This is a genomic window from Aquimarina sp. EL_43 (genome assembly GCF_943422735.1).
GTDB classification, from domain to species: Bacteria; Bacteroidota; Bacteroidia; order Flavobacteriales; family Flavobacteriaceae; genus Aquimarina; species Aquimarina megaterium.
Window position 1 is genome coordinate 1,850,829 of sequence record NZ_CALSBR010000001.1, and the last position, 20,278, is coordinate 1,871,106.

Annotated in this window: 19 protein-coding genes; 8 read left to right on the forward strand and 11 right to left on the reverse strand. The window is 31.3% G+C overall.

The features are described from left to right. Positions 1 to 59 precede the first annotated feature (59 nt). Both NNL09_RS08360 and NNL09_RS08365 read right to left on the reverse strand, forming a co-directional pair. Complete coding sequence (locus NNL09_RS08360; protein ID WP_196910964.1) at positions 60 to 896, reverse strand: hypothetical protein; 837 nt, start codon at positions 894 to 896, stop codon at positions 60 to 62. Positions 897 to 920: 24 nt separating this feature from the next. Then, on the reverse strand, positions 921 to 1,748 hold the full coding sequence (locus NNL09_RS08365) for a hypothetical protein (RefSeq protein ID WP_196910963.1): 828 nt from the start codon (positions 1,746 to 1,748) through the stop codon (positions 921 to 923). Between the two features lie 304 nt (positions 1,749 to 2,052). Here NNL09_RS08365 and NNL09_RS08370 point away from each other — a divergent pair, with 304 nt between their 5' ends. Further along, positions 2,053 to 3,786 carry an AraC family transcriptional regulator gene (locus NNL09_RS08370; RefSeq protein WP_196910962.1) on the forward strand — a complete coding sequence of 578 codons (1,734 nt, stop codon included), beginning with the start codon at positions 2,053 to 2,055 and terminating at the stop codon, positions 3,784 to 3,786. Positions 3,787 to 3,896: 110 nt separating this feature from the next. Beyond that, positions 3,897 to 4,088 carry a hypothetical protein gene (locus NNL09_RS08375; protein ID WP_025665321.1) on the forward strand — a complete coding sequence of 64 codons (192 nt, stop codon included), beginning with the start codon at positions 3,897 to 3,899 and terminating at the stop codon, positions 4,086 to 4,088. 514 nt (positions 4,089 to 4,602) lie between these two features. On the opposite strand, the gene NNL09_RS08380 is transcribed toward NNL09_RS08375, so the two are convergent. The 5 genes from NNL09_RS08380 to NNL09_RS08400 all read right to left on the reverse strand — a co-directional run bounded on the left by NNL09_RS08380 (position 4,603) and on the right by NNL09_RS08400 (position 9,749). Further along, a complete protein-coding gene (locus tag NNL09_RS08380; protein WP_152538297.1) occupies positions 4,603 to 4,791 on the reverse strand; it encodes a hypothetical protein in 189 nt (62 codons plus the stop codon). Positions 4,792 to 5,099: 308 nt separating this feature from the next. Beyond that, a complete protein-coding gene (locus tag NNL09_RS08385; RefSeq protein ID WP_196910961.1) occupies positions 5,100 to 5,936 on the reverse strand; it encodes a hypothetical protein in 837 nt (278 codons plus the stop codon). 175 nt (positions 5,937 to 6,111) lie between these two features. Continuing rightward, the gene (locus NNL09_RS08390) at positions 6,112 to 6,864 is read right to left on the reverse strand and encodes a LytTR family DNA-binding domain-containing protein (RefSeq protein ID WP_025665318.1); all 753 of its coding nucleotides are present in this window, start codon (positions 6,862 to 6,864) and stop codon (positions 6,112 to 6,114) included. Between the two features lie 12 nt (positions 6,865 to 6,876). After that, on the reverse strand, positions 6,877 to 8,715 hold the full coding sequence (locus NNL09_RS08395) for a sensor histidine kinase (protein ID WP_196910960.1): 1,839 nt from the start codon (positions 8,713 to 8,715) through the stop codon (positions 6,877 to 6,879). Between the two features lie 158 nt (positions 8,716 to 8,873). After that, a complete protein-coding gene (locus NNL09_RS08400) occupies positions 8,874 to 9,749 on the reverse strand; it encodes an alpha/beta fold hydrolase (RefSeq protein WP_196910959.1) in 876 nt (291 codons plus the stop codon). Positions 9,750 to 9,778: 29 nt separating this feature from the next. Between NNL09_RS08400 and NNL09_RS08405 the strand changes: the two genes are divergently transcribed. After that, positions 9,779 to 10,432, forward strand: coding sequence for a TetR/AcrR family transcriptional regulator (locus NNL09_RS08405; protein ID WP_196910958.1), 654 nt, complete (start codon positions 9,779 to 9,781; stop codon positions 10,430 to 10,432). A 147-nt stretch (positions 10,433 to 10,579) separates the two neighbouring features. On the opposite strand, the gene NNL09_RS08410 is transcribed toward NNL09_RS08405, so the two are convergent. The 4 genes from NNL09_RS08410 to NNL09_RS08425 all read right to left on the reverse strand — a co-directional run bounded on the left by NNL09_RS08410 (position 10,580) and on the right by NNL09_RS08425 (position 14,294). Further along, positions 10,580 to 11,062, reverse strand: a complete 483-nt coding sequence (locus NNL09_RS08410) for a hypothetical protein (RefSeq protein ID WP_196910957.1) — start codon at positions 11,060 to 11,062, stop codon at positions 10,580 to 10,582. Between the two features lie 493 nt (positions 11,063 to 11,555). Beyond that, the gene (locus NNL09_RS08415) at positions 11,556 to 12,284 is read right to left on the reverse strand and encodes a metallophosphoesterase (protein WP_196910956.1); all 729 of its coding nucleotides are present in this window, start codon (positions 12,282 to 12,284) and stop codon (positions 11,556 to 11,558) included. A 35-nt stretch (positions 12,285 to 12,319) separates the two neighbouring features. After that, positions 12,320 to 13,456 carry an ATP-binding protein gene (locus NNL09_RS08420; RefSeq protein WP_196910955.1) on the reverse strand — a complete coding sequence of 379 codons (1,137 nt, stop codon included), beginning with the start codon at positions 13,454 to 13,456 and terminating at the stop codon, positions 12,320 to 12,322. Positions 13,457 to 13,541: 85 nt separating this feature from the next. After that, on the reverse strand, positions 13,542 to 14,294 hold the full coding sequence (locus NNL09_RS08425; protein ID WP_025665311.1) for an SDR family NAD(P)-dependent oxidoreductase: 753 nt from the start codon (positions 14,292 to 14,294) through the stop codon (positions 13,542 to 13,544). A gap of 255 nt (positions 14,295 to 14,549) precedes the next feature. Here NNL09_RS08425 and NNL09_RS08430 point away from each other — a divergent pair, with 255 nt between their 5' ends. The 5 genes from NNL09_RS08430 (at position 14,550) to NNL09_RS08450 (ending at position 20,274) form a co-directional block, all read left to right on the forward strand. Next, positions 14,550 to 15,551: a MoxR family ATPase gene (locus NNL09_RS08430; RefSeq protein ID WP_025665310.1), complete on the forward strand. Its 1,002-nt coding sequence runs from the start codon at positions 14,550 to 14,552 to the stop codon at positions 15,549 to 15,551. 90 nt (positions 15,552 to 15,641) lie between these two features. After that, positions 15,642 to 16,508 carry a DUF58 domain-containing protein gene (locus NNL09_RS08435; protein WP_025665309.1) on the forward strand — a complete coding sequence of 289 codons (867 nt, stop codon included), beginning with the start codon at positions 15,642 to 15,644 and terminating at the stop codon, positions 16,506 to 16,508. A gap of 13 nt (positions 16,509 to 16,521) precedes the next feature. Further along, positions 16,522 to 18,174 (forward strand): DUF4381 domain-containing protein, encoded by a 1,653-nt coding sequence (locus NNL09_RS08440; protein ID WP_196910954.1) that lies wholly within the window; start codon positions 16,522 to 16,524, stop codon positions 18,172 to 18,174. A gap of 2 nt (positions 18,175 to 18,176) precedes the next feature. Next, on the forward strand, positions 18,177 to 19,181 hold the full coding sequence (locus NNL09_RS08445; protein WP_196910953.1) for a VWA domain-containing protein: 1,005 nt from the start codon (positions 18,177 to 18,179) through the stop codon (positions 19,179 to 19,181). Positions 19,182 to 19,239: 58 nt separating this feature from the next. Beyond that, on the forward strand, positions 19,240 to 20,274 hold the full coding sequence (locus NNL09_RS08450) for a VWA domain-containing protein (protein ID WP_025665306.1): 1,035 nt from the start codon (positions 19,240 to 19,242) through the stop codon (positions 20,272 to 20,274). The last annotated feature ends 4 nt before the right edge of the window (positions 20,275 to 20,278 follow it).

Genomic DNA, 20,278 nt, shown 5'->3' on the forward strand with positions numbered 1-20,278 from the left:
AAGAAAATACTTCCTTTGAAGCTTATTGGCTTCACCCATTTTAACATAATGTAAGTATGCTAATATCTGGTATATAATAAGTATCCGCCAAATCGGTGATTGTTTAAATTTCCTGATGAAGAAATTGAAGTACGTCGATATCTTTTTGATGGAAACGTTTTTCTATATGTAGAACAAGTATGTGGAGGGACATTAATAGTTTTCTTTATTTTATAATTTCCAAATACATTTTTATAGTAAGTTCTCACTTTTATAGAACTGTTAGCATTACAATTCGTTATTTCTAATTCTAATCTTTTGCATTTATCTGCTCCTTGTTTTCCTGAGCTATAAAAAGTAGTTCCTGCTGCACCAGCATTATAGTTATTATATATACGATAATATTTTCCGGATTGATCGTATGTATTATAATTGGCAGATCCTACACAATAACTTCCTTCAAATTTTTGAAATATTTGCGAATCTTTTGCGGCAAGTATTTTATCATGTTTTTCAATGATATTTCTTTCTTGAGCCCTGGTTTTAACTTTTTGGTTTTCTTCTATAAGTAGAAGGTCACCTGGTACTTCTACATTATTATCGGTTAATGCAAGAAAGATTTCTAATGAACTTAATGTTTTTAGGTCTCCCAAGCCATTATAATTATCTGTACTTCCTTTAGCTTCCATGACTACACCATCAAGTTCGCTTCTAAACACTAAATCCACATTGTTAGATAATTTAATTGTAGCTAGTGTTTTTGGTACCAGAGTTATTTCTTCATTAACAGTTTCTAATTCTGATGCTGGTATAGATTCTTCTTCTTTACTACAGGAATAAAGGAAAAACAAAGCAATGATAAGTATGAATATAGAAGTGCCTGTTATCCTTTGCGTTGATATGATTTTATTTTTCATAATTCTGTTTTTTAATTTCCTAGATTAATAATTTGTAAATAGTAAGTACCCCCCAAATCGATGCCCAGCCTGACCAGTTGCTGCTACAGATGTTTTTCTATATCTACGAGATACATAGGTTTTAGACCAAAATCTGGAAGTATTGGGAGAAATATTAATTGTATTAAGGTGTTTATAATTACCAAATACATTTTTGTAATACGTTCGAGCTTTTAAAGTTTTACTGGTACTACAATTTGAAAGCCACAATTTTACAGCTTTGCATTTGTTACCATTGTTTTTCCAAGAACTATAAATTGTTGTTCCGGCACCTCCGGCCAAATAATTTTTATAGGTACGATAAAACTGACCAGAAGCATCAGTATTATAATACCCTGGTGTTCCAGAACAGTGATTAGAATTAGCAGGTGCTTTGGTGTACGATAATACCAGTTCAGAATTTAGTTTGGTAGTATGTTGCTTAATGGCTCCTCTTTTTAAAGCTTCGCTTTTTAATTCTTGATTCTCCTCTATGTCTATCAAATCTTGAGGGACAGGAACGTTTTCTTGGGTTAGTATCAAAAAACGATTCAATATACTCTCATTCTCTAATGTTCCTAATCCGTCAAAATTGTTAACATTTCCTGTGGCCTCAAATACAACTCCATCCTTTTCAGTTTTGAAAACTACTTCTACATCATTGGTGAGCTGTATTGTTGCTAAAGTTTTGGGTATTAATGCGATTTCTTCTGTATCTAACCCAACTTCATTTTCTGGTTCGATTTCTTCTTCTACATTGCATGAAAAGAATGTGATAAATGTAAATAACATAACTGCCGTTATGTTGGCTTTTAATTTCAATAAGTTTTTCATTTGTTTTAATTTTTTAATGTTAATTAGTCTACTGTTTTAATTTGTGATTGAGGCAAATATAGATTCGCTATCTTATTGAAAACAAATTGATTATATCGAAATTCCTGAAATCAAGGTCGAAATTCCACGAATTTCGATATTGTTTTTTCAGGTATTTTTTTTCAGAGCTTCATAGATATGTCTTCAGCTAACAAATAGCAAAATGTAAGTTTTTTCTGATACCAATTAGGGGGTTTTTATGAAGTAAATTTTTTGATCAAAAGATTATATTTACCATAAGATTTTATAAAGTAGATAAGTGCTCTTGATACCAAAAAAAACAGACTTCATTTTTGATCCATATGGTCTAGTAAGACTATTAATTTGGATAATTCTTGGCGTGCAAATGGCATTGGGACAAGGACAAATAGATGCTTCTTCAGATTCGTTACAAAAACTTAGTTATAATCGTTTATATGCTTCCTATCGAAACGTTAGTCGTGATACTATAAAATCTAGATTATATCTATTGGCATATTTGGATAAAGCAATTGCAGAAAAGGATACCATAAAAATGGCTAAAGCTTACAGTCATTTATCATATTATGAGGTAGAAGAATCTAAAAAAATTGCATTATTAGACCTGGCTATACATATAAGTAAGAAACAGAATCATGATAAATATCCTGTTAAAGCGTATTCTTTTAAGGGAGGATATTACTTTATGAAAGGTGATTATCAACTTGCTCTAGATAATTATATACAAGCATTATCACTTGCAGAAAAGGTTAATAACAAAGAATATGTGCAATATACAAATCATAATATTGCATGTATTAAAACAAAAATTGATAAGCATCAGGAAGCTTTGTTACTTTTTAAAGAAAATTTTGTTTATGAACGAGACAGGGATGAGTTGAATATGGTTTCTTATTTACAGTCGTTAATTCCCATGGCAGAATCTTTTCGCTATAATAAACAAATCGATTCGGCATCTTTTTATAATTATATAGGGATATCTAAATCTTTGAAAACGGAAAAACTAAAGCGTAAGTTTTATGGTAAATTGGTTTTGAACGAAGGGATCAATCTGTTTTTTGAAAAACAGTATAATCAAGCATATGATAGTATCATTAAAGGGATTGCTTTGCAAAACAAGTATAATTCAAAAGATAAGGAAAGTTATGTACTGGGATCTTTCTATTTAGGCCAACTTTATCTCAAAAGAAGAGATACAATAAAAGCTGAAAAAGAGTTTTTAAGTATGGACTCTATTGTTCAAAAAGAAAGAATTACCCTTTCTGAAACCAGAAAAGGATATGAATTTTTAATCGGCTTATCCAAATTCAGAGTACAAAGAGAGAAACAATTGGTGTACATTAATAAGTTACTTCGGTTTGATAGTATTGTAAATAGCCAGAGAACATCTGTCTCTACAAAATTGTTTAAAGAATTCGACACTCCATTACTCCTTAAAGAAAAGAAAGTACTAATCAAGAAATTAGAAAAAAATACCAACACACTAAGTTTTTGGGTAGGATTTCTGATTGTATTGTTTTTAATGGCTATTACGTTTATGTATTATCAATATATAAAAAGAAAGAAGTATGAGCGCAAATTCAAGGAGTTACTTGATGAAGGTAAGAGAACTAAAGAATTACCTAAAAAGCCGTTAGGTGGTGATATCGGTATTGCTGATGATATAGTTAGTGATATTCTTGAAAAACTATCTCTTTTTGAAGAGAGGCATAAATTCTTGAAAAAAAATATAAGTATTTCTTCTTTGGCTAAAGAAATTAATACAAACACCAAGTATTTATCGAAGATAATTAATCATCATAAACATAAGAGTTTTACCAATTATGTAAATGAGTTAAGAGTACAGTATAGCGTTGATCAATTGAAAGAAAATAGTTCTCTTAAAAATTATACGATTCAAGGTATAGCAGAGGAAATGGGTTTTAATAGTGCTGAATCTTTTTCATCGGCTTTTAAAAGAAATACAGGGATGAAACCTTCATATTTTATGAGAAAACTAACTGCTTTAAGTATAGAATAATTTCTCGAAATTCATGAAATCCTTGAAATGAGGTTACACTATAGAATTTATTTTAAAATGCTTATTCTAGATTTGAGGAAAATTACACAAACATTTATAAAGTAAGGAACATGAAAAAACAGGAAGCAAAAAAGTTGGAACTTAAAAAATTTAAAATTGCAAAATTTGATCGTTTAGATGCCGTGAGAGGAGGAGGTATTATCTCTATCTCATTTATAAAAAGTTATGATCCAGATGATTGTGCAAACACAACGGGCTGTCATACTTATGGTTGCCCAGGAACAACTGTTATTCGAAATTAACAGAATATCAAAATAAAAAAAGACCGTCAAGAAAGTATTCTGGGCGGTTTTTTTATGTTGTGTTTTAATACTTTTGAAATAAGGAAATCCCTAATTGCGAATGCGTAATTAGGGAAAATTCCTACCCTTACTTAACTCAACTTAAGTAACAAAAGTTGTAAATGTAAATCTGCACTGCAAAATTGTACAATTATACTATAAAAACACTCTCTAATTCGATCAAGAGCTAGAGAGTGCGGGGATATTTAGTAACCCAGATGGGGGATTTAGAAGATTGGAAAACATTTAAAACGGTATAGTGATATTAAATTCAAAAAATATACTACACAAACTACTTCTGGGTTACTTATAAAACTCTATGTTATCAATGTTTGACAAGGTGTTTTTGTAAAACGTTATACTCAGGATAGTATAAACCTATATCCGAAATGAGTGATTAAAAGGGTCACGAATTGATATTGCCTTTATGCTCCATCAGATTAAAATTAGAGTGGGCATAAAAAAACATATTTTTTTAATGTCTATAATTAGAGCAATAACAATCTCCATTATGAAGAGCTCCTGTGTCATGTCCAAGACTTTTACAGTACTGACAACACTGTCCGCAATTGCTAGTAATGAATAACCCTCCGCCAGCAATTCCTTTTTGCTGTTTTTTGTCAATTTTTTTGACGTTTTCTAAGTTTAAAATGTTGTTTAGCATGATGTGAAATATTATGATTTTTTAAATAACTATACTGTTTTATATCAAGAGTTTAGGTGTTATACTCTAACCTCTATCATATCAATATTTGAGTAAATTTAGAGTATTAATTAAGAGCAGTGAGGCGTAATTGATAGAAGGAGTGTTTCAATAGATGAGTATAGCTTTTTAATTGATCATCGAACAAATTGGTTGTTGTTAAAATAAGAAGAACCCCCTAATCCCAAATTTGAGATTAGAGAGTACTCCTTTCCTTAACTAAACATTACTAACAAACATTATAGATGCTAAAGGGTTTTGATATTTTATTAAAATCCTAATCCTCCTACTGAGCCATTTTTGTACTTAGAGAATCTTATATATCCAACAAATCGTTTATCTGGTGCACCTGATATTTGCACATCTTTTCTTGAATTTATAAAATGTGTTTTCGAATAATATTTATGTTTGCGTTTTGGAATATTAACCAATGAATAAAGTTTCTTAGGACCTGTATTGGGATAGTAATAATAAGAGACGTATAAGGAATTAGTATATGAGCAATTACTTATAGCATATTGAATTCTTTTACATTTACCATTAGAATTCGATTTACCGTTACTGGTAGATGTAATTATTGTATCAAAGTTTATGTATGCTTGTTTAAAAAAGTCATTGCCTTCGAAATTATTATTTTGTTTTGGAGAACCACACAGGGTTAGAAAATTTTTTCTGGTATCATTTAAAAATGATTTAGCAACGGGCAGGTTTACACTATGCTTTTCTATTGTACCTCGTTGTAGTGCTTTTTCTTTGATTTTTTGATCTTCTTCTAATTTGATAAGATCTGTAGGTACGGCAACATTTTCGTCGGTTAAAGTTAAAAAACGATCTAATAAGCTTAAATCATCTAGCCCATCTAATTCGCCAAAATTATCAGAGTCTCCAGAAGCTTCAAAGACAATACCATCGGCTTCTGTTTTAAAAGTAACTATAGTGTTACTAGGCAAACTTATAGTTGCCAAAGTTTTAGTTGTTAAAACAGGTGCTTCTATCGATTCTTCAGTTTCGAGGATAGTATCTTCTTCAGAATTACAAGAGTAGCATAAGAAAAGAGTAAAAATTACAATGATCCTCGCTAAATTAAATTTGATTTTGTTTTTCATGGTTATAAGTTTTAAGATTAAGATCAAACTTAAAGACTTCGGAAAATAATGACCAGGTAGAATTAATAGGTATCTAGTTTCAATTTATAGATATAGCTTTTCAATTGATGTACTATTAATCAGTATGTTTTTATTTTTGAAAATAGAATTGATGAAGATAAGTTTAGTGACACAATTACTGTATATGACTCATGGCAATAAGAAACTTCTCTTTTTTATTTTTTGAAATATTAATGATATCATTATTATTCATCATAATATAACCTCCGTCTGATTTCACGAATTTTTTGACTTCTTTTAAATTGATCAAAAAACTATTATGTGTTCTCATAAATTGTTGTTCGATCAATAAATTTTCATATTCTTTAAGATGTTTGCTTACTAGTAGAGATATATTATTTTTGAGAATAAATGAAGTATAAGCTCCATTAGCCTTGCAGTATATGATATCCTGGATATTAATAAACTCTACACTATCTGCCGTAGAAAGACATATTTTATTAAATTTTGGCTGCTGTTGTAGATTATCTATTAGGGTTTCTAACTGTTTTTTATATACCTCTTGATCTTTCTTTTTCTTTGCTTTTTCTACAGCAGTTTTGAGTTCTTCAATACCTAAAGGCTTAAGTAAATAATCTAAAGATGAAAATTTTATAGCCTGTATGGCGTATTGCTCGTAAGCTGTGGTAAAAATTACTTCAAAATTTATGGTATCGATTTGGGTTAATATATCAAAACCTATTCCTGATTGTAGTTCTATATCCAAAAAAACAACATCAGGTTTATTACTCTTAATTTTATCAATGGCTTCTGTTACAGAATTTGCAGTGGTTAAAACGGTGGTCTCTAAGCAAAACTCTTCTATTAATTTTGTTAAAGCCTCTCTACTGTGTTTTTCGTCATCTACAATTATTGCTGTTAAGCTCATAATTAGAAAATTTTATTCGGTTTGAATTTTGATAATTACCCTAGTTCCTATGGGTTTGCCATGGTTATTAATTTTGTCTATAATTTCTATATTTTTTTGCTCAGATTCATGAAATTGTTGTAATCTTTTTTCAGTTAGTTCTAGACCTCTGGATTTTGTAGGTTTTTTATAAGACGAATTTATGTTTTTAGCAGCACTTCTTCCTATACCATTATCATCTACTTCACAAATAATATGATTTTTTTCTTTTCTGAAACAAATATTTAGTTTTTTATCCTCACCTTTTTTATTTAATAACCCATACAGGATTGCATTTTCGACAAATGGTTGAATGATCAACATAGGCACCTCTTCGGCATTTGCGTTTAGCGAATCATCTATATGAATAGCATATTCAAAACTGGCATCAAAACGTAAAGCTTCTAATTCTAGATATTGGTGTAATAAGTTGATTTCATCAGATAATACGATATTTGTTTCTATAGAATTTTCAAGCAGGTTTCGCATTAAATGACTAAACTTAGAAAGATATTTTAAAGCAGCTTCTTTTTTTTCGAATACAATTAAATGTTGAATCGACCCTAAAGAATTAAAAATGAAGTGTGGATTTATCTGAGCTCGTAGTGCTTTACAGTTGTTAATGAATGATTCTTTTTCGAAGAGGAGTTTCTCTTTATGTTCCTGATGTATTTTATACGCCAAACCTAGTGCAAAAATTATGATTTCTAGAGTTGCTCCTGCCATCATATAATCACATGCCTTGGTAAAAAAGAAACCCAGGGTGCCTATCATGAATAAGAATGATCCAGCAACTATAAAATAAGCCAAACGGTTTTTGGCAGTTAGCAGTAAATAAATCATCCCACCAACACCAAAAAGAGTCATTATTAAACGCTGAATATTCATGATATAAATAGCTCCTTCGAAATATTTGAAATACAAAAAGATACTATCTAAAATGATAATGGTAATAAGTGCGTAGATGATATATTTTATGATATGATTAAGGGTAGGATAGTCTTTTTTTGTAGCTAGATAGAAGCAAACAAAATAAACATAACATAAATTAATTAATACCTGTATAATCTGAAAAAACCAATGTACCACTATACTATAGCTATCAAAAATGATATTGTTTGCTATAAGTAAAGGACCATTTAGGTATATAAATAACCATAAAATGTATAATGAGTAAAATAAGAATTCAAAATTTCTCGAAGTTATAAAGAATGCAAGAGTGAGAATAAACATAACCAAACACACTCCGGTAAAAATATATTTACGTATTGGATTTTTAATATTATTATGGAGGTAGTGGTTTTGTGTAGTATGGTTTAAGGTTTGTGAAGCATAGTGAAATTTCCAATTAGTAACACGATCTGAATATCTTAAACGCCTTATTTTTAAATATATAAATCGGTTTTTGATAAGTGAGCTGTATTTAAGAGGTATCCTATTAATATAGGATATAGAATTCATTTTTTCTGAACCGTCAAATAAACCAAATTTCTTTTCTATCAGTGTATTATTCTCGACACAAAATATAGATGCATGTGCATAATTACTAGATCTTAGGAACCAGAGACTATTTTTTTTTAATTCTTTATTGAGGTCGATTTTTATCCAGTAAATATCTTTAGGCCTGGTTTTCTTAGTAAAATATTTAGATGATCGAAAAAGAGTATCAGATTTTATAATACCATGAATCGATAGTGTATCATAAGTAGTTTTATATACTTTAAAAGGAATTTGGGTTATACTTTTATCTAAATTATTTTGGGCATTGAGATTATAGCAATATACATTCGATACAATAAGAACAGAAATTATATATAGTAATTTTTTTAGCATATGCCCTATTGCTATTTATCGTTGAGAGTTTGTTATTAATATAACGTTTATAGAAGGTAAGACCCCAGTCCTTCATATAAATTGTGTTAGAAATATTTTCTATTTCTAGATTAGAGCTTATCACATAATAGTAAAGTAACATGTTTTTTTATGTTGATTTATGATTCTATAAGCCATTCGCTAATTTGTTTTTCGATCTGAGCATATGTTTTTTGATCGGGAATATGTTTTGTGTTTTTTAAGAAAATAGAGTCCCGAAAATTGTCAAATATTTCTTTACATCTTTTTAGAGCTTTCTCACCAGGAAAAAAGATATCATTATCAGCAAATATTGCATAAACAGGGGCGTTTAGATGATTTATATCTTTCTTTTGTAAAAGAGGGGGTCTTCGATAATCCATTTTTGTACCTAATAAAACGTTCTTTTGAAAAGCAATAGAATACGGATCTATTGTAGTGTAAAATGCGTTCATGAATTTTAGAAGGTATTTTTCTTTTTTAGTAAATAGAAAACTTAATAGGGGGAAGGTTAAATGCTTCATTGATACGCCAAAAGAACCATTTACAAGACCACTAGGGACAACAAATATACCTTTGTGTACCTTCTCTGGTTGGTAGGACATTATTTTTTGTAATAAAAATGCTCCGTAGGAGATACCGATTATAGCGGCCTTCTCAATATTTAAAATATCCATGGTTTCAGCAATCCATTCCCCATAAGAATTGTCATTAATAGGTAATCTGTTTTCTGTGCTTTTGGTGGTTTGACCTATAGTATCTATGGCATAAATTCGGTAATTATCTCTTAGGTTTTTTATAGGCTCGATAGCTAATGGTGCACCTGCATTTATGCCATGTAAAATAATAACAGGAGGATTTCCTGGCATTCCTGTAGTAATTATATGCGTTTTACCTGCTTTTGTATTTACATAAATATCTTCATATTCGATTTCACATGATTGTAGTTTTTCATCATATAATTTCATTATGACATCTTTCGTTTCTTTATTTTTATAAATACTTGTGTTTGCCATTGTGTTGTTTTTAACAAAAATATACTATTTTGCCAAAAATTAGTCCATTTGGACTAATTGAATTTATGTTGATGAATATTAAGGATATAATTAAGGAAAAAGCCCTTGAGCTTTTTAATACAAAAGGAGTTATGAATGTAACCTTAAGAGAGGTTGCAAAAGAATTGAATAAAAGTTATGGTAATATTACATATCATTATAGAACCAAAAATTACCTGATAACTGCTTTGTATAATGATATGATGATCGAAACAAAAGCAATAACGACTTCTTTTAGTAATGTTAATTTGTTTTATGAAATCTTGGATGCCCCCAAAAAGACGTTTAAGATTTCTATGAAATACCTTTTCTTTTATGTTGATTATATTGAAATAAGACGCAATTTCAGCACTGTTTTCATAAACTTTGAAAAAAACAATGATATTAGAAAAGTGTTCTATAAAAGTATTTTAGAGCAATTGCAAGATCAAGGAATAATTCGGGCAGAATTGAGTACAAAAGATTTGGATTATTTAATGGAGTTAAGCGGGGCTATTAGAACATTCTTTTTTCTTAATCTTTCTTTAGAAAATTTTCTGGATAAAGAACTGGAAAACCAATATGTAGAGTATGTAAATAGATTACTTATTCCATACCTCACATCAAATGGTCTAGAACAATATAATACCTATAAAGCGTATTAAATATTTTTCTAAAAAGAGATAAATTAGTTTTGAAACACTATAATTAGAATAACCTTTACCCAATTTAATTAGGTAAAGGTTATTTGTAGTTTATTATATAGTCAAAAACTTTTTTTGCTACGTATGTTTGACTATTTCATAGTGAAGCTAATCTGTTAGATTATAGAATGATTGCACTTCTAGGTAGTTTTCAAAATTAATGCCGCTGGCATCATTACCTTCTACCAGTACAAATCGAAGTCTAAGATTAGATTGAGTAAAAGTAGCACGTAATGTAGCTTTTCCAACTTCAATCTTATCAATCTCAAGAATGATTTGCTGTCCTAGACTAAGCGGCAATACTTCCCAATAATTATTTCCTGTTACTGTTACATAGGCGTAAACAATACCAGTGTCAAATATTTCCTTTGTTAATTGGGGAATGTCAAAAACATTATCCCCGTTAGATATTGTTTGGTTTTCGAATAAAACAGAAACTACATTAGCGTTTCCATCTTGTCCATTTGCCCCATCAGCTCCCGCAGGTCCTTGTGGTCCTATTTGACCATCGACTCCATCATCTGCGCAAGCACTTAAAACTAAGATTAGTACCAAAATACCATACTTAGAAAATTTCATTATTGTTTCCATACTTTTCATGTTATTAATTATTAATTGTGTGAATATTCGATTGTTTATTTTGCGAAGTGTTTTTAGTGATCGATTCCACAATTACAACCTTATGCTACAAAGATGAAGAGCGTTTGAAAAGCTATCAAGAGGTTAAAACCTTAATTTAAATGGGGTAAAACCATATATTTTTAAGGGTTGTTTCCTGAATTTGTATGACCTCAAACTTGTATTTAAAAAATACTGCTAGTTCTATAGCCTATTTCATTTTGAAGAATAGAACAAAAAGAAGAGTTGTAATTGTACTCAAAATCTACCTAGCTAGACTCGGCATTTAGGATTGATTTTTCTACTAGATTGATCTTTTCCTTTATAATGATAAATAGTAAGGAAAAAGCTATTAACAAATACGCCAAAAATTTTATTGTTGTTTTCATGATATGTGATTTTTTATCATTTACAACCTTAGATCAATAGCTTTAAATTTTTGTTACCCCTTATTTACGATAAATTTTTAGTTTCTACCATTTTCATGTGGATATAATTGGTATACGGGATCACTTTGCCAGAACTCTTTGGTATTAATATCCATTATGGTAAGTGGCCCTTTAAATGCAGCTCCTGTATCCATATTCCATACGCAAATAGCTTGTATTGGGGTGGTCTGATTGATTCGTGTAACTGGAGTGTGGCCAATATATATCTCATCAAAAAGTAACATTCGTTTAGGATATTTTGGATCTGTCTTTTTTAGATTGGGATCTGTAGCCAACGCAGTTTCCCATAAAGTTCTATCCCAATAAAATAATTCACTAAAATATTCTCGATGCGGTCCATGAAGATTGGTGAACCCAGCATGAAGAAACAAACGATTGTGAGTATCTATATGATAATTATTAAGAGTTTCATAAAAACTAAGATGGGTATTAATTTCTTCTTGTGATAGTTTAGCATATGAATCCATAGTCGCTTGACCACCGTGTTGTACCCACTCGGGATTGTGAGTATGTTGTGTGAGCCAGGTATAACAAAGTTCATCATGATTTCCTTTAATAAAAATACAATTGTGAGAAGCTTTGAGCTTAATCAGGAACGAAACCAATGGGGCACTATGGCTCCAACCATCTACATAATCTCCCAGAAATATAAGAGTATCGTCTCTAGTTACCTTTGCTCTTTCAAGTATTTGCTCTAATGCGGTTAGTGCACCGTGAATATCTCCAATTACTAAAATTCTTCCCATGGTTGGTTAATTGTTGATCATTTTGATGTATTACATTAACTATATCTAACTTTTCTCAAAATCCGAATACTTTCTTTACAGAGAGAATATATAGTATCGTCATAGAGTTTTAAATATGGTTTTGCCTCTTCTAGTTTTTCTTTTGCTTCTCTAAGATCATTAAAATAACATATCAAATACGTAGCAGGAAGATTTACAATATCTTTTTCTTCGTTTTTTGATAACGGAATTTTGTTTTTTAATTTCTCGATTAATGCATTATTACTATTATATAAATGATGTAATGTTTTACGATCAAATTGTGGTGGTTCAAAAAGAAGCTTACTTTCGATATCATAACTGGCATTATCCTTAAAGGTAATTACGACTTCTTCCAGAGGATAATAACTAAAAGTATCCTGTAAGCCTAATTGCACATATTCTATAATTTTAAATTGGTCATCGGTTAAGGATATACTCACTTCGTCTAATTCTGAGTAAAATAGCTTTACATGCTCATTGATTAATTCGATATCTACTCGGGAGTAATATACTTCTCCATTTTGCCGTTTTTCTTTGGCTGCCCAGCAGACCACAAAATATTCTTTAAAAACCTTATACGTCGGATTGTAATCTGTTCTAGAGTTCATAAAATCAAAAACTCCGTCTAGAGTAAGTTCTATATTGTTCTGGGCATGACTTTCTATAGCAGTTACAATTTCTGAATTGACGTCTTTGATTTCAATATCAAAAACTTTAGGCATACTCATACTACCATCTCTAAAAAAGACACTACCTCCATAATATTTCCAGATATTCTTACGCAGAGAACAGAGTTGCCCACCTTGGGGTCGAATAGTTACCAATCCTACTACTTTATCCGATGGCAAATGCGGAAAAGGAATATTTTCATAAGACACAATAGGAGGGTTGTCTAAATATGCATTTACCAGGTTTTGGATTTTACTATCGTCAAAAAAATCAACTCCTATAATTTGATTATCTTCATCTTCAACCCCGATTACGATATATGAATTGTTTTTGGGATTAGAATTTGCCAGTGCACAAATATGCTTTAAGAATTTAGCTTTTCCCTCTTTCTCTCCAATATTAAGTTTACGTTTCTTGTCATAAAAACTATTTTCGTCATTATGTGCCAGTAGGTTCTTAATAAGGAGGCGTTTGTTGATCATTCCGTTTACAAATAGCAATTGAAACTTTTCCCAATATAAACTTAGCCATTTTTATTGGGTCAACAATGCGATGAGAATAAAGAAATTATAAACTTTTATTAACTATTGTACTGCCCGCCTGCGCAGTAGGGAATACAATAAGATCTGCAATATTAACATGATATGGTCTTGTAACCACAAAAGTTATAATATCTGCAATATCTTCTGGAGTAAGTGGGTCAAAACCTTTATACACAGTATCCGCTTTTTGATCATCACCTTTAAATCTAACGTTACTAAACTCAGTTTCTACTAATCCTGGATGAATAGCACCTACTCTAATGCCGTATGAATTAAGATCCATACGCATTCCCTTGTTAATAGCATCTACAGCATGTTTACTTGCACAATATATGTTTCCGTTTGGATAGACTTCTTTTCCTGCAATTGAGCCAATATTGATAATATGGCCAGATTGTTGCGCAATCATTTTTGGTATAACCGCTTTAGAAACATACAGTAATCCTTTAACATTAATATCTATCATAGCATCCCAATCATCAAGGTTTCCGGTCTGAATAGGGTCAAGGCCATGTGCATTTCCAGCATTATTAATAAGAATATCAATTGTACTAAACTCTGCAGGAAGATTTTCAATCATAGAAAGAACCTTATCTTTATCTCTAACATCAAAACAAAGTGTGTGTACTTGCACTTTTTTACTTAGTTCACTCTGTAGTGTATCTAATCGGTCTTGTCTTCTCCCACAAAGAATAAGATTTATATTATGTTTTGCTAACTCTATTGCGGTAGATTTTCCAATCCCACTAGTGGCCCCAGTGATTAATGCTGTTTTCATAAGTAAGTTTAATATTTTAAAAAAATGCAACACCTTTACATTAGATACGTCTTTTGATAAGATCATCGTAAAAACGATGAAAATCTTTATGTCCAATTTTTTGTAAAAGTGGTTTAAATATACTGTAAAATTTATGCCTAAAACAGGTTTTATAGTGCACATTTAACCAAGAATTAACAAGAGCATGAAAATTAATTCGACAATTTGCAATGTTGGATTATGAATGTTAAATTCACGCCTTAAAAAATAAAATAGATGGAAGAGAATAATGCTATTGATATTGCTTCAATCAATCAGAAAATAGAAAAAGAATCTGCATTTGTAGATTTACTAACTCTAGAAATAAACAAAGTAATTGTAGGTCAAAAACATATGGTCGAACGATTACTCATTGGGTTATTGGGTCAAGGTCATATTTTGCTAGAAGGGGTTCCTGGTTTGGCGAAAACATTAGCTATTAATACATTATCTAAAGCTGTTCAAGGTAGTTTTAGTCGTATTCAGTTTACACCAGATTTATTACCAGCTGATGTAGTGGGAACTCTTATTTTTAATATGAAAGAGAATGATTTCTCGATTAAGAAAGGACCAATTTTTGCCAATTTTGTCTTAGCAGATGAAATTAACCGTGCGCCGGCAAAAGTGCAAAGTGCTTTACTAGAAGCTATGCAGGAGAAACAAGTTACCATTGGTGATGAGACTTTTGTATTAGACAAACCATTTTTGGTAATGGCAACACAGAATCCGGTTGAGCAGGAAGGAACATATCCTTTGCCAGAAGCTCAAGTTGACCGTTTTATGCTAAAAACAGTAATTGATTATCCAAAATTAGACGAAGAACAACTAATTGTTCGTGCTAACCTCAAAGGATCCTTTGAGAAGGTAAACCCTGTTGTTTCTGTAGAGCAGATTATTAATGCTCAGAAAGCAGTTAGAGAAGTATATATGGATGAAAAGATCGAAAAATACATCCTGGATATCATTTTTGCCACACGTTATCCAGAAAAATATGGTTTAGAAGAACTTAAGCCTTTAATCAACTTTGGAGCATCACCTCGTGGAAGTATCAATTTGGCTACTGCAGCAAAATGTTATGCCTTTATTAAACGAAGAGGATATGTGATTCCTGAAGATGTTCGTGCAGTAATTCTTGATGTACTTCGCCATCGTATTGGGATTACCTACGAGGCCGAAGCAGAGAACGTAACTTCAGAGGATATCATTAACAAGATTGTAAACGAAATTGAAGTACCATAGAGATTTTGGATTTTAGAATTACGATTTTGGATTTTTAATATGAGAATCCGAAATCGTTAATCGCCGATTCATCAATCGTAAATCATAATAATGGATACTAAAGAGTTACTAAAAAAAGTTCGAAAAATTGAAATTAAGACGCGTCGCTTGAGTGACCACATCTTTGGAGGAGAGTATCACTCTACTTTTAAAGGGCGTGGTATGACTTTTAGTGAAGTACGACAATATCAATTTGGTGATGATGTTCGTAATATAGACTGGAATGTAACGGCTCGATATAATGAACCTTATATAAAAGTGTTTGAAGAAGAGCGAGAACTTACTATGATGTTGATGGTAGATGTTTCGGGATCACAACTTTTTGGTACTCAAGAACAATTTAAAAAAGGAATCATTACCGAAATCGCAGCAACTTTAGCATTTTCTGCAACTCAGAATAATGATAAGATCGGATTGATTTTATTTACCGATGAAATAGAATTATTTATTCCGCCTAAAAAAGGAAGATCTCATGTGCTAAGAATTATAAGAGAATTATTAGAATTTGAGCCTAAAAGTAAAAAAACGAATATTACAGAAGCATTGAAGTTTTTATCCAATGTGATGAAAAAGAAAGCAATCGTCTTTATACTGTCTGATTTTATTGCAGATGATTACCAACATACATTAAAAATTGCAGGAGGAAAACATGATGTTACTGGGATAAGAGTGTATGATCGAAGAGAAGAAGAAATCCCTAATCTGGGAATGGTGCAAATGGAAGATGAAGAAACAGGAGAACTTTTGCTAGTGAATACAGGTTCTAAAAAAACACGAACCAATTATAGTAAATATTATCATGAAAGAGTAGATTACTTTAAAGATAGTTTTACTCGCAGTGGAGCGGGTTCTTTGAGTAGTAGAATTGATGAGAGTTATGTGAAGAAATTGTTAGGCTATTTTAAAAGAAGAGGATAAGGAAGATTTAAGAATGACGAATTACGAATTACGATTTGAAAAAAGAACTATACAACCGGGAGCCCTTAGGCTTTTTTCCTGGATGATATTCTTTGTTTTTAGTGGGCTTGGAGCTTTTGCCCAAGTTTCGGCTACAATCGACTCTACTACAATAGAAATAGGAAATGAGATTCGATATAAAATGCAAGTCGAAGCAGATTCGACTCAAATAGTTGTTTTTCCTGAAGGACAAACATTTACTCCTTTAGAAGTAATCGAATCTCAAAAAATAGATACCTCTAGAAACGGAAAACGTTTTAATCTTACCAAAGAGTATGCATTAACTCAATTTGATTCTGGTCATTATACCATACCAAGGCAAAAAGTAGTAATCGGTGATAAGGTTTTTTTTACCGATTCTCTTAAAGTTGAGGTCAAAGATGTTTTGGTCGATACCACTAAACAAAAAATGTATGAGATCAAACCTCTGGTTGATGTAGATGCTAAATTTGCTTTTAACTGGAAAAAATGGCTCTTATGGATTGGTGTTTCTCTACTCATATTAGGAGTGATCGCTTTTTTTATATTTAGAAGAAAAAAACGAAAAGCAAATAAAGAAGATGAGTTACCTCCTTATGAAAGAGCAATATTAGCACTTCAGAAAATTGATGAGTCTCATTTATTAGAAAAAGATTCACATAAAGAATACTATTCGCAGTTAAGTGATACCGCTCGTAAATATATCGATGAAGAAGTGTATGATCATGCTATGGAGAGCACAACCGATGAGTTGATTACGAGACTTGATGAAGAGATTAGATCAGGAAATCTTAATTTGGATAAAACCACTGTTGAAGAACTTAAGAATGTGTTGAAAACTGCAGATATGGCCAAATTTGCCAAATCTAAACCCGATATCATAACAGCAAGAGCAGATCGTAATGTTATCGAACAGGTGATTCATAAGACAAAAAGTGCGATACCAGAACCAACCGAAGAAGAATTATTGGCAGATGAAGAGTATAGAAGAACAGTAGCCGAGAAAAAACGCAGAAAGAAAATTATTTTTGGTAGCATTGGAGCCATTGCAGTAGTTACTATTACATTACTCATCTTTATTTTGGTAAAGGGGTATGATGTTGTAAAAGACACACTACTTGGGCACCCAACAAAAGAGTTGGCAGAAACCGAATGGATTACAAGTGCCTATGGATCTCCTCCTGTTACTGTTGCTACTCCCAGAGTATTGATTCGTAACGCGTATCAAATGACAGAAGAACAAAAGCAGATTCTTAAAGGAAATGAAACTTTTGTATATGGAAGCTTGGCAGGAAATTTCTATGTAGTGGTAACTACAGTACAATATAAACAGCCTACCGAAATAAAGTTAAATAAAGTAGTAGAAGGTGTAGTGGGAAAATTTGAATCTATGGGAGCGAAGAATATTTCTGTAAAGGATGAAGAATATGAAACTTTAGGCGGAGCAAAAGGAGTTAAAGTATTTGGAAATCTGGAAATAGTGAATCCTGTAACCAAAAAGAAACAAAAAAACAGTTACTTGATGTTGAATTTTGCAGAAAATGGAGGGTTTCAACAAATCACTTTGGTATATGATGTTGAGGATCGTTATGCAAAAGATGTTGCCGAGCGTATTATTAATTCTGTAGAACTTAGAAATACCAAATAACGATGTTTGAAAATTTTACATTTGAAAATCCACAGTTTTTTTGGTTGTTTTTACTACTTCCATTAGCAATAGGATGGTATATATGGAAACGAAATAAGCAGCAAGCTGCTTTAAAAATATCTAGTGTTAAAGGATTTAAAGTTTCGGGAAGTTGGCTCACCAAATTAAAGCCATTGTTGTTTATCATACGTCTAATGGCGTTATCTTTAATTATTACTGGATTAGCGAGGCCTAGAACAGTAGATGTATCTACCAAAACCAAGACTACCAAAGGTATCGATATTGTGATGTCTATAGATGTATCTGCCAGTATGTTGGCAAAAGACCTTAGGCCAAATAGGTTAGAAGCATTAAAAGAAGTAGCTGCAGAATTTATTAAGGATAGACCTAATGATCGTATTGGCTTAGTCGTATATGCGGGAGAAAGCTTTACCAAAACCCCAATTACAAGTGATAAATCAATTGTGTTAGGTAGTTTAAAAGATGTAAAATATGATAATGTCTTAGAGAATGGTACGGCTATAGGAATGGGACTGGCAACATCTGTAAATCGACTTAAAGACAGTAAAGCTAAGAGTAAAGTGATTATTTTACTTACAGACGGTTCTAATAATGCTGGTTTTATCGATCCTAAGATTGCTTCAGAACTAGCAGTAGAATATGGTATTAAAACCTATACAATTGGTATTGGTACAAACGGAATGGCTTTGGCTCCTGTAGCTATATTACCAAACGGATCTTTTCAATATGGTAGAGTGCAGGTAGAAATCGATGAAGATTTATTAAAAGAAATTGCTAAAGTTACCGGAGGTAAATATTTTAGAGCAACAAATAACAAAAAATTACAACAGATTTATCAAGAAATTGATAAATTAGAAAGAACAGATATCGAAGAATTTAAATTCTATAATTATGAAGAAAAATTTAGATCATTGGTGCTGCTGGCAGGATTATTAATTTTTATAGAATTTTTGTTTAGATATACAATATTTAGAAGTTTTATTTAAAAAAATATAAACCTCATAGACTTTGAAAATCGATGAGGTTTAATGAATAAGGTAGAAAATGTACGTATTAGAAGAGAAAATATATTTCTGGTTATTATTGGGTATTCCAGTACTAATTCTGCTGTTTTTAGGAGTGTTAGTATGGCAAAAGGCAGCTCAAAAGAAGTTTGCAGATGCAGCACTTCTTAAAAAATTGAGCCCTAATCGATCTATCTTTAAATCAGTATTAAAGATTATTATAATTAGTTTAGCTCTGGCTTGCCTGGTGATTGCCCTAGTTAATCCTAAGGTAGGTACAAAACTCGAAACCGTAAAACGAGAAGGAGTAGATGTTGTTTTTGCAATAGACGTATCTAAAAGTATGTTAGCAGAAGATATTGCACCCAATAGATTAGAAAAATCAAAGCAGTTAGTTACCCAGATTATCAATAATCTGGCAAGTGATCGCATTGGGATCATTGCATATGCAGGTAGTGCTTTTCCTCAATTGCCAATTACTACAGATTACGCTTCGGGAAAGATGTTTCTACAATCTATGAATACAGAAATGCTATCTTCTCAAGGAACTGCAATCTATGAAGCTATAGAATTAGCAAAAACATATTATAATGATGAAGAACAAACCAATAGAGTTTTATTTATTGTAAGTGATGGAGAAGATCATGAAGGTAATGTAAAAGCCATTGCAGAAGAAGCGGCCAAAGAAGGAATTAAGATTTTTACAATAGGTGTAGGATTAGAAAAAGGAGCACCTATACCTATAAAGCGAAATGGAATTGTACAAACGTACAAGAAAAATAGTCAGGGAAGTACTGTAATTACCAAATTAAACCCGACAACTTTACAGGAAATTGCTAATGAAGCAAATGGCACATACATTGATGGTAGAAATACAAGTAAAGTTGTAGAAGAAGTGACTACTGTACTGCAAAATATGGATAAAAAAGAATTTGAAGCCAAGCAATTTGCAGATTTTAAAGATCAATTTCAGTGGTTTCTGTTTGCCGGACTGTTATTATTATTTTTAGATATTTTCTTGTTAGAAAGAAAAACATCTTGGGTAAAAAAATTAAACCTGTTTAACGAACAATAGTGAG